The organism is Acinetobacter sp. B-6 (assembly GCF_056930735.1).
In genome coordinates this window covers 57,712-71,495 of record NZ_JBXPBY010000006.1, presented here as the reverse complement: position 1 = coordinate 71,495, position 13,784 = coordinate 57,712, and the positions used below count along the sequence as shown (strand labels likewise).

Here is a 13,784-nt window from a genome sequence, read left to right as displayed (position 1 = left end):
CTTATTTATATTAATATTTACTTAATTCTCAATAGTTTCCACCAGCTTTCTCGGTATAACCATTACCATCTATCATCGATTTTAATTGACTAAACATACTGACCGTAAACATAGGAACAGCTGTCACCTCTAAGTCAACTCCAGATTATCAAGCACTTTCGTACATAGTTGTATAGTAGTCAATCTGTGATTCAATAATTTCATAACTCTTTTCAACGGCTAATGTAATTAAGGCTGTTTTGAAATCTCGGCTAGTAGAACCACCTTTACCATCATCAGTTGCACCAGAAACTAAAGTCATCTCTTGAATCATAATTTCACGCATAATATATTCTCCATAATGAAGTTAAAAATTTATTGCTAAACAGTCTTTACAAAAACTTACAGCCATCCTTTATTTTTCAAATAATCTTCTAAATTAAAAAAATAACGACATACCAAAATTAAAAAAATGTTACATAAAATTACAAACCATTTAAAATCCTTATCATTAAAGTAGTTATAAATTTGCATATATAAATTAGCAATAAGGAGTAAACTAAAGAAAATTACTCCTATTTTTTGAGATTTTCTTTTACCTATAGATATAGATGACATATTTCAACCCCACTAGAAACAATCTCTAACTCTTCTATAAATAATTCCATATTACTTAATCCTCTCTCCTATTAAAAATGAGTACTTAAAATAATTAATATTAGAAGCATATAGATCAAAAAATTTCAAAACAAATACAATTACTAATAAAATTAATCATGATTTTTCATTTAAATTTATAAAAGCATTTATTTATTAAGAATAATTTATAACACAACAAATCATAAAAATCAAAATTACTATAAAATTCAATATAATACATTTCAAGTGAATTTAAAATTTAATTTTAAAACCTAAATAATATCTTTATTTATTCAGCATTTAACACACCAGAAACTTTACTTTTAAACTATCCACTAAAACAAAAATATTAATAATTTATGTTTTTTTAAAAAATTAATACAAGAAATTATCAAATAAATAGACCTATATAGATAGATTTATTTTAATTACGCTCTTTCAAAAATCAAAAAATCATCTTTTTATGAATACTCATCATATAAAATTTAAGATTCCTTAAGCATGAATTACGTAAAAAATATATATCAACTCATTTTTTATTCTTAGTTTAAAGTGTTATGACTGACGTAAATCATTTGATATTTCCTCTAATAATTAAATAAATCAAAATGAAAATTCTTTCTTAAAAGTAGGCAATAGATGCTATTTTCTTGAAGATCAAGTTTTACTCTATTTAAGCTATCGGAAAAATATTAACCTTATTTTACCGCAAGCTATTGTCTACTTTTGCTAACAGCTTTCAAAATAGCTCATCAAGTTAAAGATACTTTTAACCTAGAAATTAATAAATGAAGAAAGGAACTTGTATTTGGAATATTAAAGGCTTCCAACATCCTTACAGTGCATACTCGGTTTCACTCAACCTGATGCATTGTCTAAGTTTGCTAAAAGTTTTATGCAAGGACAATCACAAAATAAAGACTCGCAAGAAACCTTTTCATCTCAAGATACCAGTGCTTCAGCTCATTCATTCACCCCAGCAGGTGTTGAAGACTTAAACCATCAAAATAAATCCAGCTCACTCTGGCTACTGATTGGATTCATTTTGCTGGTCGGCGTTGTTGCCTTCTATTATTATAAGACCTAAATTCATTTGAAATTAATGTAGTTCAATAATATCAATCGTTGGTGGCACTCTAAAGCGGAATGGTACACCCACCATGCCAGTACCCACACTGACAAAAACATCTGCATTCTCATGCTGATATAAGCCACGTTTATGCCCTAAGATCGACACCTTTTTCATCACATAACTGGTTAACCACGGTAACTCAACTTGTCCACCATGTGTATGACCAGACAGCATTAATGGACGTGTCGGTAATTGCGGAACCATATCCACTGTGTCGGGATTATGCGATAAAATTAACCATGGTTTATCTTGAGGTAATTCAGGCATATATCGCATATCGGCTTTACCAGCCCATAAGTCTCCAATCCCGATTAAACGAAAGTCATCGAACTCAACAATTTTTCCTTCAATGTCCATTACATTGTTGGCCTGTAATGCTTTTGCCAGCAACGCTTGAATAGGTGGTCCAGGATATTGTTCATCATGGTTACCATTGACAGAATAAACAGGTGCTTGAATCTCTTTTAAAATGGCGAGTTCTTCGACCAGTTTATTTTCAGGCTCATAAGTCCAATCCCCTGCAACCACAACAAAATCAGGTTGTGATAAGTTGACTTTTTTCACAATTGTTTTGAGTTGACGTTCATGCCCTGAAAAAAGCCCGATATGTAAATCTGCTAACAATGCAACTTTGACAGGTCGTACAAAACGTTGTGATTGTCCTAGAGCATAAGATAAATGTTTGACATGTACCGTATGCGGTTCAATAAACCGTGCATATATCAATAAAGCGCTCAATATGAAAATAAAAATACTTTCGTGTATGGAAAATATTCCAATCCAACCTGCATAAATGCTAAAAAACAACAACGGAATTAATAAATAAGACAGGTAAAATGCCAACAAATGGACGAAAGACTTAAAAGGATGGATTGTTTCAGTTCTAGATTGGCTTATCCATGCTTGGCTGACTCCCCATATGGCAAGCACAATAAAGCAGAGATAAAAAATTGAGGTTATCGTTAGGGTAGGAAACATATTCAATCTCTCAAGTACCATGTACTTGTCATCTCATTATTTATCTTTTCAATGAAGACAATTATACTCTAGCTCTGAAAAATCTTAGAAAATATTATGCAACGAACGATCAATCGTAATACTCAATTACAGCAAAAAGATGACAATCAACAGTTTAAAAACTGGCTGCTTGTTCTCAGCTCGTGCTTATTTCTAAGTCTTTCGGCATGCTCTACTTTACCAAAACAGCAAAATATCAAGCCAGAATATGCCTATGATATAGACACCAAAGACACTTCTTTGGCAAAAATTATTAACCCCTTAAAAAGTCAAAATCCAGAATTAACAGGTTATCACGTTCTGTATGATCCTCTTGAAGCCATTGCAGCGCGTATTAATCTGATCGAAAAAGCACAAAAAACATTAGATCTACAATATTACATTTGGGACAATGACAAAATTGGTTCATTGGCTTTATATAAAATTATTGAAGCGGCGGATCGTGGTGTTAAAGTTCGTTTATTAATTGATGATAACAATGCCAAGCAGATGGAAGGTGTCTATCTCGCATTGGATCAGCATCCAAACATTGAAGTTAAATTATTCAACCCATATCGTTTTAGAAGCTTGCGCCCGATTGACATGGTACTGGATTTAAAACGTATCAATCGACGAATGCATAATAAAACCTTTACTGCTGACAATCAGATTTCTTTGATTGGCGGACGTAATATGAGTAATCAATATTATAATGTCAGTGACAATTACCAATTTTCAGATGTTGATGTCATGTTGGTTGGACAAGCAGTAGATGATATTACCCATTCATTTGATGAATATTGGAATCACAGCTATGCTTATCCTGTCAGAAATATTGTCAATCACAATACTTATACCCTGCGTTATGACAACTTAAAACAACAACTCACTCATCACTACCAAGAAATAACGGTGCAAAATTATTTAAATTTAAGTAATCGCACTCATGCCTTTGATGAATGGCTGCATCACAATATCCAACTCGATTGGGTTAAAGCGGAAGTCGTAAAAGACGCACCAGATAAAATTCAGGCGAAAGCAAAAAAAGAACAACATCTCAACTTTCAGATGGTTAAACGTTTAGATATCCCCACGCAAAGTGTAGATCTCATTTCTGCCTATTTTGTGCCGCAGAAAAAGGGAGAAGCAAAACTGATTGAACTGGCACAAGAAGGTGTCAAAGTTCGTGTTTTGACCAATTCATTTAAAGCCAATGATGTCGCGCTAGTCCACGCGTTTTATGCTAAATACCGTGATGATTTGCTTAAAAATGGTGTAGAGCTATATGAATTCCTTCCAGCTGTCTCTGAGGAAAATTTATATGCCAATTCAGAAGAAATCTCAAAAAAAGCAAAAGTCAGTTTAAAAGGATTAAGCCGTTCAAGTTTGCATGCCAAATTGATGGCGATCGACAATAAGCAAGTATTTATTGGTTCTTTTAATTTTGATCCACGTTCCGCCAACTTAAACACAGAAATTGGGGTGATTATCAATAGCCCGCCATTGGCAAATGCGGTACATAAGACCATGGATGAGCATTTAAAAAAATATGCCTATAAATTAGTTTTAGACTCAAAAAACAAAATCAACTGGCTGAAAGAAACGCCTCAAGGCATTGTTACACTTAGAAAAGAACCCAAAATGAAATGGTGGCAAAAAGCTGGTATTAAAGTGATTTCATGGTTGCCGATCGAAGGCTTTATGTAAGTCTAGAAAATTGTTAAAGCTTTTTTTTGATTCATTTATTTTGTACTTTTGAATCATATAGACGATCTTTCTATCATGAGAAGAAATAAATGCCACCATGTTGAGTGGTGTATATGACTAAAAACAAAGGGCTGCTGGGTTTGCTACGCAAGAATACACTGAAATTAAACATGGCGTGAGCAAAGTGAAACTTCGCCTACGCACATTGATTTAATGAAGAAAAATACAATAACCTGTTGAAAACTAGTCCATTGTAAGAACTTCTTTCTGTAAGTCTTCCAAACCTTTTTGCATCATTTCTTGGACTTGTTGAGTCAGCGTTTCAACAGTATGTCCTTCTGTAGAAATAGCAGGAAAGGTTTTTAAATGTGCCACTACTTTAGGCATTTCTAAAACAGCTTGTACATGCTCAACAAATCCTGTTTCACCAATAAATGGAACCACGTTATCTAATTTTCCATCTTGATTGACATAGCAAATTACACAGACTTGAACAGGCTTTTTAGCCTCAATGGCTGCGCCTAAAATACGCCCATGAACTTTTTTAACTTTTGATCCATCTGTCGTTGTTGCTTCTGGGAAAAACAATACAGGAATATCTTTACGTAAAAAATCTGCAATTTGTTCACGGATACGAACAGAGTCCCCAGAACCACGTTTAATAAATAAAGTACCACCACCTTTCGCAAGATTTCCAAAGACTGGCCAACTCTCAATTTCAGCCTTCGCCAAGAAAAATACACGTGCGCCTGAGCCAAGAACAGCAATATCTAACCAAGAAATATGATTGCTCACCCACAATGCAGGTTCACGTGGAATATCACCATGGACACGCACATCCACATTGAACACTTCACTTAAACGGCGACAAAAATATTGAACGTAACGGGTATTTTTTGGATTATTCGGATCTTTATATAATTGATGGCGATAAACGAGATAAAAGCCTTCTGCAACAGCAGATGTACTTGATACTAATTTTTTACCATATAAAAAAACTTTAGATAAAGCACTTAAATTCGATGATTTTGACTTTTTGATTGCTTGTTGTTGAGTCATAGACATTCACTAAACAGAATATATTTCATATTAAACCACGGCTATTGTATACAAATCATATTCAACTTGCATTGACCTTAAATCGTTTTAGTAAAATTTACCTCCCTACTGATGATTATAATCGGTGCTCTATCATTTTAAATAGATCAAATTTTTTCAAGAATATGATCTTTTTATAGCATCTGTTAAGCCCGTTCTTTATCGGTTAAAACGGGCATCTCGCTTATTGTTTGCAATTTTATTTCATTACACCAACACTCATTCAGGATTTACACTGCAATATCCTTTAGAATGAATTTTTATCCAAGCAATGGCTGAGTTGTATTATCTGTGGAATATGTTAATCAAAGTCAAGGTGGTGAAAAAACCATTCTAGTCACAGTAAATGTTCAAATCTTAGAAGATTTAGATCCAGAAGAATTTCGCTTGTTGGCAAAGTCTGCTGGGGCAGAGATTCTAGACCATTTAACCGTACAACGGATTAAACCTGATCCAAAATTCTTTATTGGTACAGGAAAAGCAGAAGAAATTGCTGAGCAAGTCGAGAATGATGAAATTGAATTGGTGATTTTTGACCAAGCCCTATCCCCTGCTCAGGAAAGAAATTTAGAACGCATTTTAAAATGCCGTGTCATCGATCGTACTGGTTTAATTTTGGATATTTTTGCACAACGTGCACGTACACATGAAGGTAAATTACAAGTTGAGTTGGCTCAGCTTGATCATTTGTCTTCTCGTTTAGTGCGTAGTCGAAGCAATTTAGATAGCCAAAAAGGAGGAATTGGTTTACGTGGACCTGGTGAAACATTACTTGAGACAGATCGCCGTTTATTACGTATTCGTATGGAGCAACTCAAAGATCGTCTAGAAAAAGTTCGTAAAACACGAGTTCAGGGGCGTGCAGCGCGTCAAAAGGCCAATATTCCAACCGTTTCCTTAGTGGGTTATACCAATGCAGGAAAATCAACACTGTTTAATATTTTGGCAAACAGTGATGTTTATGCAGCTGATCAGCTCTTTGCAACATTAGATCCAACATTGCGTCGTTTGGATTGGGATGGTATTGGCACATTGGTTCTTGCAGATACTGTTGGTTTTGTGCGCAATCTCGCTCATTCTTTAGTCGAATCTTTTAAAGCTACGCTAGAAGAAACCTTAGAGGCAACTTTGTTGCTACATGTGATCGATGCCAGTAGTCCAGACATGATGGAGCAAATCGATGCGGTTGAAACCGTATTAAAAGAAATTGGTGCTGATATTCCAACGCTTAGGGTGTATAACAAAATTGACCAAAGTCATGATGAAGCAAAAATCATCTATGCCAAACCTCATCAACCCGAGCGTGTTTATGTTTCAGCCCATACCAAACAAGGCTTAGACCTACTTCGTAGAGCAGTGCATGAATGTTTAATGGGACAAATTCAAAAATTTGAACTGCGCTTAAAACCTGCTTATGGGAAACTCAAAAATCAGCTTTATGAATTGAATGTGATTGAATCCGAACATTATGATGATGACGGTCAGCTCCTTTTGAGCATTGCCATTGCCCCACATAAACTTGAGCAGCTCATTAAACAGGCACATTTACCGATTGATGAAATTCTTGGAGAGAAAGCCCAACAGTTTAAAAGACCATTAGAAGAGTTTGAAATAAAGCGCTAAATCGGTTAAAACGTGAAAGGTCAAATTTTATAAATAAACACACATGGATCAGTTAAAAGGTATCGATTGGCAAGCTTGGATCTTCACGTTAGGACTCATCATCTTTTTTCGTGAAGCTTCAGTATTTATCATGTCGCAATTTAATCACCCAGAACTGGGCAATTTAACAGGCTTATTAAGCTTATTGGTTGTTTTGGTTGTTTGGCGTAAATTCAAAAAAATTCCAGCGCGGCTGGTCGATACCAACAATAAATTAATGAAAGAAAGTGGCTTTGCATTTCTGCCTATCTGTGCAGGCTCATTGATCATGCTAGTCAGCATGGGCAAAGAAATTCCATTATTTTTAGTGATTATGTTTGTTAGTACGCTGATTCCATTATGGATTTATGCAAAAATGGCAAAAAAGTGGTTATAGGAGATACATATGTTAAGTGTACTGACTGGTTTTTTAATCACTTTAATTGCTTATCTTGCTGCAAAACCCATCAATAAGCGTTTTCCTCAAGTACCATTACTGGTGATAGGCATGTTTTTTGTCATTGGGATTTTAATGTTATTTAAAATTCCTTATGAAAAATACAATACCGATATGAATGGACTATTTAGTCACCTCTTGGGTTATGTCACTGTTGCTTTAGCGATTCCTCTGGCTGCAATGCGTTATGATGATTTACCGTTAAAATCTATCGTAGGTATTTTAGTCTTTGCCAGTATCAGTGCTGTCGCTTTACCCATGAGCTTGGCTTATTTATTACACATGTCTGAACCGACGATTATGGCTTTTGCAACACGAGCAGTAACAACGCCGATTGCGATCAATATTGCAACTTTATTGCACTCGCCAGTCACTTTAGTAATTTTGATCGTCATTTTATCAGGTGTAATTGGTGCTGCATTTTCATCGATTATTTTACGTAATATAAATGACGAACGCGCGTCAGGCTTAGCTTTGGGGCTAGCTGCACATGCTATTGGAACTGCGCAAGCATGGCAACGTGGCGCAGTTGCTGGGCGTTATGCAGCATTTGGTATGGCTGTAAATGCGGTCTTTACCGCAATCTGGTTGCCAACCTTTATACTGTTTCTTAAATAAGTGTGATTTATTTAACTTTTCACGTGATTGCACAGGGTAATTATTCAGCTTAATATGAACTATACTTCCCCATTTTGATAAGGAATCAAGAAATGAGGTTTAATAAGTTTATTTTAGGGACATTAATTTCCATTTTAAGCTGTAGCAGTATGGCAAAAGATATCACGGGTATCTGGAAAAATATTGATGATAAAACGGGTTCATCAAAAGCCATTCTTGAAATACGAAAAGAGTCTAATGGAACCTATACGGGTAAAATCATTAAGGTGACGCCACGTCCAGGCTATACACCAAAAGAAACCTGCGTAGATTGTCCTGAACCTTATACCAATAAGCCTATTTTAGGTATGGATGTACTGAAAAACCTAAAGCAAAGCAGTGATGAAGATTATGTTGGTGGAAAAATTATTGACCCATTGACAGGTAAAATCTATTCAATGAAAGCCAAACTCAGCCCAAATGGCAATCGTTTATTATTAAGAGGCTATGTCGGCGTTTCGGCACTTGGTCGTAGTCAAACTTGGATTCGTGAATAATTTAATTCGCGAATCTCTACTTCTTTTATTCAAACAACAAAGTAGGTATGCTGATGAAAAAAGGATTTTTCTGTTGTATGCTGTTTAGTATCGTCAGCTGGACACATGCCGCTGATATTACTGGAACTTGGCGCACGGTGGATGACAAAACAGGTTATGTCCGTGCTTATATTCAAATTGAAAAACAAAAAGACGATACTTATGCTGGAAAAATCATTAAAGATTTTCCTGCTCCTGGTGAAGTGCCCTTAACCCAATGTCATAACTGCCCTGCTCCATTTACCAATAAGCCAATTATAGGATTGACCATTTTGCAAAAAATGAAAGTTGATCCTAAAGACCCCAACAATTATATCGGCGGTGAAGTTCTCGATCCTCGTGGAGGCAAAATTTATCATGGTAAAGCACGCCTAAATGCTAGTGGTAACCGACTTACACTACGTGGCTATATTGGAATATCAATGATTGGTCGCAGTCAAACATGGATTAGAATGGAATAATTATCCTTTCAAACCCAATTCGATGTGCTGATAAATAATGAGCTACTCATTGGATTTAAACCCCAAACAGTCACCTATTTCAGCTCAGCAGGACTAAAGTCCTGCTTTGTGTATAACGCAAATTGAGACAGCATCTCGTTAAAATCACTTAATCTTTAAACATAAAACACGGCATCATACATATTTGCCATCATCAAATAGCTAAAGCTGATCTCTTTTATCCATCATTTACATGTTTAATTTCCCGATAAAACCTGTTTTATAAAATTCAACTCTACGCAAATTTTTTAAAGGAATATTAAGCTTTGGCTATTTATATATGCACCATGTCCAACATGGTTGCATCGATATGTATAACCATCTCACCTATCTCGCAAAAATCATCAGAACTTATTTTGTTTCAGATAAAACCTACCTAAGCAAAAGATTCGTACAAAAATTAGGATATCTTCCGAACTTGTATCATCCACAAAGTTTCAATGAAAAAGTAACTTCGAGGATGATTTTTGAGCGAAATTCTCTTCATACAGCACTGGCTGACAAACTTGCGGTTAGACAATTGATTGAAGATAAGATTTGCACTTCACATGTGGTACCACTGCTTGGTGTATATCATCGTTTCAATGAAATCAACTTTGATCAGTTGCCTGAAAAATTTGTCTTAAAATGCAATCATGACAGTGGTAGTGCCTTGGTTTGTAAAGATAAAAATCAATTCGATTTTAAAAAAGCCGAACGCAATCTAACTCGGCATCTCAAACAAAATATGTATTATTTAAAGAGAGAATGGCACTACAAAAATATCAAACCTGTTATTTTAGTTGAGCAATATGTTGAATTATTATCAGATCCAGAAACCCAATTAACAATAACCACTTGTAGAGTGCATTGTTTTGAAGGTCAACCTAAATTTATCGAAGTAGATATACAAGATCAGTTTAAAAACGAATATTCAAATATTTATGATCTAAGTTGGACTTTACAACCCTTCACAGTTGACCTAAAAAATAATAGTCCAATGTGCTTAAAGCAACCTGTCAGATTGGGCATGGTAATTGAACTTTCTCAAATGCTTTGTCTAAAGCATGGTTATAGTCGAGTAGATTTTTTAATTACGGATGAAAATATCTATTTTAGTGAAATCACTTTAACGCCGAATGCAGGAAGAATGATCATCAAACCGAGCGAATGGGATTCAAAACTCGGTGAATATTGGCAATCTTTTTAAAATTCTTGTTTTTGCCGATAGATGATGACCTTTAGCAGCCCATACTCTCTAAATACGCTGTTGATCTAATTTTCATTCTTGTCTGTTGAGCAACAATTCTTCATTGAAATACTTTGACAAATGCATACTGAGTCAAAAATAAAGCCACTTGATGTGGCTTTATTCAGATCACATCACTGGATTATCAACTTTAAAAATTTCTTTATCTTCTAGTCGATATGCAATCAATTGATGCCCCCATACACAGCCACCATCCACATTTTGAATTTGTGAACTGATGCTTTTACCTTGCAAAGCAGCCCAATGTCCAAAAATAATCTGATGCGTTTGAGCAGCCTTTGATTCAAACTCAAACCAAGGCTGAAATCCTTCAGGCATCGGTTCATCCAGCGCATCTTTAAAACTAAACTCTAAACGACCTTGAGCATCGGTTAAACGCATACGGGTAAGATAATTGGTAATACAGCGTCGTCGTGCATTGCCCTGTAAATTATCTTCCCACAATGCAGGTTCAGCACCATACATCTCTTTTAGAAATGAATCGAGTACGTCAAAATCATCATCCGCCAATACAGTTTCGACTTCTTTTGCCAAAACAGCAGTTTGTTCTGCATCCCAAATATTGGGAATACCAGCATGAGTCAAAATAGTCTGAGGGTTCGGAAAAAGACACAAAGGCTGCTTACGTAACCAGTCAATCAACTCATCACTTTCCAAAGCGTGAATGACATCATCAATATGATCTTTGTCTTTAAGTTTTTTGATCCCACGAGCAACTGCCAGTAAATTTAAATCATGGTTCCCCAACACTGTTGCAGCGCAGCCTCGCTCGCATAGTTTTTTAATAAAGCGTAATGCACCTACTGAGTTTTCACCACGCGCAACCAAATCACCTGCAAACCAAATGTAATCTTGATCAGCATCAAACTGTATTGCTTTCAATAATGCTTTCAGTGCCTCAAAACAACCTTGCACATCACCAATCACATAATTAAATCTGACATTTTCTCGTGACATTTTTAAGCCACCATCTGATCTGACAATGCGACAAACTGAGCCAGACTCAATGTTTCTGGGCGCGCCATTGGATCAACACCTGCCCGCTCAAAACCATCTTCAACCAACATCCCTTTTAAACTGTTACGTAAAGTTTTTCGACGTTGGGTAAATACATGCGAAACCAAACGTGCCAATGCTTTTTCATTTTTGGCGATTATTGGCTTAGTTGCATAAGGCTCTAAACGAAAGACTGCAGATGTTACTTTTGGTGGTGGATTAAAAGAGCCAGGCGGTACTTCAAATAAAAAGGTAGGTTTGCAATAATATTGGATCATCACAGACAAACGACCATATTCTTTGGTATTTGGTTCCGCTGTAATACGATCTACAACTTCTTTTTGCAACATGAAGTGCATATCTTTGACTTTATCGCCAAACTCTAAAAGATGGAAAAGCAAAGGGGTCGAAATATTATATGGCAAATTTCCAACCACACGTAATGGGCGATCTTGTTGAAACAGCTCAGAAAAGTCATATTTCAATGCATCTGTTTCAATGATTGTTAAACGCTCAGGATGTGGGACACGACCAGGTAAACCTGCTGCCAAATCACGGTCTAACTCAACCACAGTTAAAGCATCACATTCACCAATCAAAGGTGAAGTTAGTGCCGCAAGACCTGGACCAATTTCAACAATATTGTCACCTGTGCGTGGTGCAACAGAACGCACAATTTTTGCAATTACACGTTGGTCATGTAAAAAGTTTTGACCAAAACGCTTTCGCGTATGATGCCCTTCATCTTTTGGGTTTAAGGCATTAATTTGATACATAAAAAATTTCCAACGCGGTATATAAGTTTGTTTACCAATTAATTTGATCGGGCAAGGTCAAGTGCCAAATCAACTGCGACATGTAAACTTGAACTCTTTGCAAGCCCAGTACCCGCAAGATGTAATGCAGTACCATGATCGACAGATGTACGAATAAAAGGTAAACCTAAAGTAATATTGATGGCTTCACCAAACCCCTGTGATTTTAACACAGGTAAACCTTGATCGTGATACATCGCTAAAACTGCATCCGCATTTTTTAAATTATCTGGCGTAAACAAAGTATCTGCGGGCATACTTAAACTGAGCTGTATACCTTGTGCACGATAGCTTTCGAGTACTGGATTAATCGTATCGATTTCTTCATGCCCTAAATACCCACCTTCTCCTGCATGAGGATTTAGTCCACAGACCAGAATGCGCGGCTGACTAATTTTGAATTTTGTTTTTAAATCATGAATCAGAATATCGATAATTTGATGTAGGCGTTCTTTAGTGATGGCGTCTGCAACATCGCGCAGTGGAAGATGCGTGGTGACCAATGCTACTCTCAGAGTTTTGGTAGCAAGCATCATGACCACACGATCTACACCAGCATACTCTTGATAATATTCAGTATGCCCACTGAAATATATTCCAGCATCATTAATAATTGACTTTTGTACAGGTCCTGTTGCCACACCAACACTTGAGCCTTGCATTGCGTAATAAGCCGTTCGGCGTAATTGTTCGATCACATAGGCTGAGTTTTGTGGATTCAGTTCCCCTAAGACAACATCCTCATTTAAAGGAACATGCTCGACGTAAAGCTGACCTTCTGCCAACCCCTGCTTTTGTCCTTGATACTCGATCAACTGAATCGTTTTATTTAAAATTTTGGCACGATCTCTCAGCATATTGATATCAGCCAATACCACTACTGGACGATCATCAACACGATCTGCCAAATCCAAACTAATATCCGGTCCAATGCCAGCAGGCTCACCGCTGGTTATATATAAAGGAAGCATCGAGAACTCTTTTAAACAGACGTTGCATTGATAGTATACATCGGTTCTAAATCATCATTTCCTATTCAAGTTAATTTTTGCATCAATTTGACTGAAAATGTATAAACTTAAACTAAAAACTATCGCAAGACGACCCACAAAATCCATGACAATTGTTATTCACAAGTGCATGCTGAATATTTGAATTTAAAAATAAAAGTAACTTCTAGAAAAATTCAACCCAAGCATAAACCTAAATTAAAAATCATGATACATCTATATCAATTGTAAAGAAAAAATGCGATAAAACACACATAAACCACAATACTAACAGTCTTTAATGCTTGTGTATAAATCCCATACAAATGCTGAAAAAACGGATAAAAATTAACATTTGAGTGCAAAAATAAATGCTATTGATTCAATTATCCG

14 protein-coding genes are annotated in these 13,784 nt (G+C 35.9%); 8 read left to right on the top strand and 6 right to left on the bottom strand.

What is annotated here, in order from left to right; all coding sequences use genetic code 11:
• Positions 1 to 148: 148 nt before the first annotated feature.
• On the bottom strand, positions 149 to 325 hold the full coding sequence (locus AC1Z3T_RS09000; RefSeq protein WP_171521608.1) for a hypothetical protein: 177 nt from the start codon (positions 323 to 325) through the stop codon (positions 149 to 151).
• A gap of 1,188 nt (positions 326 to 1,513) precedes the next feature.
• On the opposite strand from AC1Z3T_RS09000, the gene AC1Z3T_RS08995 reads away from it, so the two are divergent.
• Positions 1,514 to 1,705, top strand: a complete 192-nt coding sequence (locus AC1Z3T_RS08995) for a hypothetical protein (RefSeq protein ID WP_483396585.1) — start codon at positions 1,514 to 1,516, stop codon at positions 1,703 to 1,705.
• Between the two features lie 12 nt (positions 1,706 to 1,717).
• Here AC1Z3T_RS08995 and AC1Z3T_RS08990 read toward each other — a convergent pair whose 3' ends face one another.
• The gene (locus AC1Z3T_RS08990) at positions 1,718 to 2,728 is read right to left on the bottom strand and encodes a metallophosphoesterase (RefSeq protein ID WP_483396583.1); all 1,011 of its coding nucleotides are present in this window, start codon (positions 2,726 to 2,728) and stop codon (positions 1,718 to 1,720) included.
• A 96-nt stretch (positions 2,729 to 2,824) separates the two neighbouring features.
• Between AC1Z3T_RS08990 and AC1Z3T_RS08985 the strand changes: the two genes are divergently transcribed.
• The gene (locus AC1Z3T_RS08985) at positions 2,825 to 4,453 is read left to right on the top strand and encodes a phospholipase D family protein (protein ID WP_199958539.1); all 1,629 of its coding nucleotides are present in this window, start codon (positions 2,825 to 2,827) and stop codon (positions 4,451 to 4,453) included.
• Between the two features lie 243 nt (positions 4,454 to 4,696).
• Here the strand turns inward: AC1Z3T_RS08985 and AC1Z3T_RS08980 are convergent, their stop codons facing one another.
• Positions 4,697 to 5,512 (bottom strand): lysophospholipid acyltransferase family protein, encoded by an 816-nt coding sequence (locus tag AC1Z3T_RS08980; RefSeq protein ID WP_139421175.1) that lies wholly within the window; start codon positions 5,510 to 5,512, stop codon positions 4,697 to 4,699.
• Between the two features lie 330 nt (positions 5,513 to 5,842).
• Here AC1Z3T_RS08980 and hflX point away from each other — a divergent pair, with 330 nt between their 5' ends.
• The 6 genes from hflX (at position 5,843) to AC1Z3T_RS08950 (ending at position 10,531) form a co-directional block, all read left to right on the top strand.
• A complete protein-coding gene (hflX, locus tag AC1Z3T_RS08975; RefSeq protein WP_199958538.1) occupies positions 5,843 to 7,174 on the top strand; it encodes a ribosome rescue GTPase HflX in 1,332 nt (443 codons plus the stop codon).
• A 43-nt stretch (positions 7,175 to 7,217) separates the two neighbouring features.
• Complete coding sequence (locus AC1Z3T_RS08970) at positions 7,218 to 7,589, top strand: hypothetical protein (RefSeq protein WP_004829835.1); 372 nt, start codon at positions 7,218 to 7,220, stop codon at positions 7,587 to 7,589.
• 9 nt (positions 7,590 to 7,598) lie between these two features.
• A complete protein-coding gene (locus AC1Z3T_RS08965; protein ID WP_004829838.1) occupies positions 7,599 to 8,267 on the top strand; it encodes an LrgB family protein in 669 nt (222 codons plus the stop codon).
• 92 nt (positions 8,268 to 8,359) lie between these two features.
• Positions 8,360 to 8,803, top strand: coding sequence for a DUF2147 domain-containing protein (locus AC1Z3T_RS08960; protein ID WP_005033434.1), 444 nt, complete (start codon positions 8,360 to 8,362; stop codon positions 8,801 to 8,803).
• A 53-nt stretch (positions 8,804 to 8,856) separates the two neighbouring features.
• Complete coding sequence (locus AC1Z3T_RS08955) at positions 8,857 to 9,303, top strand: DUF2147 domain-containing protein (RefSeq protein WP_035301198.1); 447 nt, start codon at positions 8,857 to 8,859, stop codon at positions 9,301 to 9,303.
• A gap of 349 nt (positions 9,304 to 9,652) precedes the next feature.
• Complete coding sequence (locus AC1Z3T_RS08950) at positions 9,653 to 10,531, top strand: ATP-grasp fold amidoligase family protein (RefSeq protein WP_009585963.1); 879 nt, start codon at positions 9,653 to 9,655, stop codon at positions 10,529 to 10,531.
• Positions 10,532 to 10,699: 168 nt separating this feature from the next.
• On the opposite strand, the gene AC1Z3T_RS08945 is transcribed toward AC1Z3T_RS08950, so the two are convergent.
• Genes AC1Z3T_RS08945 through pdxA form a run of 3 tightly spaced genes read right to left on the bottom strand, consistent with a single transcriptional unit; the run spans position 10,700 to position 13,373 of the window.
• Positions 10,700 to 11,548: a symmetrical bis(5'-nucleosyl)-tetraphosphatase gene (locus AC1Z3T_RS08945; RefSeq protein WP_004829845.1), complete on the bottom strand. Its 849-nt coding sequence runs from the start codon at positions 11,546 to 11,548 to the stop codon at positions 10,700 to 10,702.
• A gap of 2 nt (positions 11,549 to 11,550) precedes the next feature.
• Entirely contained in the window at positions 11,551 to 12,363 is an 813-nt protein-coding gene (rsmA, locus tag AC1Z3T_RS08940; protein ID WP_004829846.1) for a 16S rRNA (adenine(1518)-N(6)/adenine(1519)-N(6))-dimethyltransferase RsmA, read from the bottom strand.
• 38 nt (positions 12,364 to 12,401) lie between these two features.
• Entirely contained in the window at positions 12,402 to 13,373 is a 972-nt protein-coding gene (gene pdxA / locus AC1Z3T_RS08935; RefSeq protein WP_005033449.1) for a 4-hydroxythreonine-4-phosphate dehydrogenase PdxA, read from the bottom strand.
• Positions 13,374 to 13,784 lie beyond the last annotated feature (411 nt).

Bases quoted from the DNA above. Each gene is read 5' to 3' on its own strand.
- AC1Z3T_RS08970 (WP_004829835.1), top strand. From the start codon at position 7,218: ATGGATCAGTTAAAAGGTATCGATTGGCAAGCTTGGATCTTCACGTTA.
- AC1Z3T_RS08995 (WP_483396585.1), top strand. From the start codon at position 1,514: ATGCAAGGACAATCACAAAATAAAGACTCGCAAGAAACCTTTTCATCT.
- pdxA (WP_005033449.1), bottom strand. From the start codon at position 13,373: ATGCTTCCTTTATATATAACCAGCGGTGAGCCTGCTGGCATTGGACCG.
- rsmA (WP_004829846.1), bottom strand. From the start codon at position 12,363: ATGTATCAAATTAATGCCTTAAACCCAAAAGATGAAGGGCATCATACG.
- AC1Z3T_RS08960 (WP_005033434.1), top strand. From the start codon at position 8,360: ATGAGGTTTAATAAGTTTATTTTAGGGACATTAATTTCCATTTTAAGC.
- AC1Z3T_RS08990 (WP_483396583.1), bottom strand. From the start codon at position 2,728: ATGTTTCCTACCCTAACGATAACCTCAATTTTTTATCTCTGCTTTATT.
- AC1Z3T_RS09000 (WP_171521608.1), bottom strand. From the start codon at position 325: ATGCGTGAAATTATGATTCAAGAGATGACTTTAGTTTCTGGTGCAACT.
- AC1Z3T_RS08955 (WP_035301198.1), top strand. From the start codon at position 8,857: ATGAAAAAAGGATTTTTCTGTTGTATGCTGTTTAGTATCGTCAGCTGG.
- AC1Z3T_RS08945 (WP_004829845.1), bottom strand. From the start codon at position 11,548: ATGTCACGAGAAAATGTCAGATTTAATTATGTGATTGGTGATGTGCAA.
- AC1Z3T_RS08965 (WP_004829838.1), top strand. From the start codon at position 7,599: ATGTTAAGTGTACTGACTGGTTTTTTAATCACTTTAATTGCTTATCTT.
- AC1Z3T_RS08980 (WP_139421175.1), bottom strand. From the start codon at position 5,512: ATGACTCAACAACAAGCAATCAAAAAGTCAAAATCATCGAATTTAAGT.
- AC1Z3T_RS08950 (WP_009585963.1), top strand. From the start codon at position 9,653: ATGTATAACCATCTCACCTATCTCGCAAAAATCATCAGAACTTATTTT.
- AC1Z3T_RS08985 (WP_199958539.1), top strand. From the start codon at position 2,825: ATGCAACGAACGATCAATCGTAATACTCAATTACAGCAAAAAGATGAC.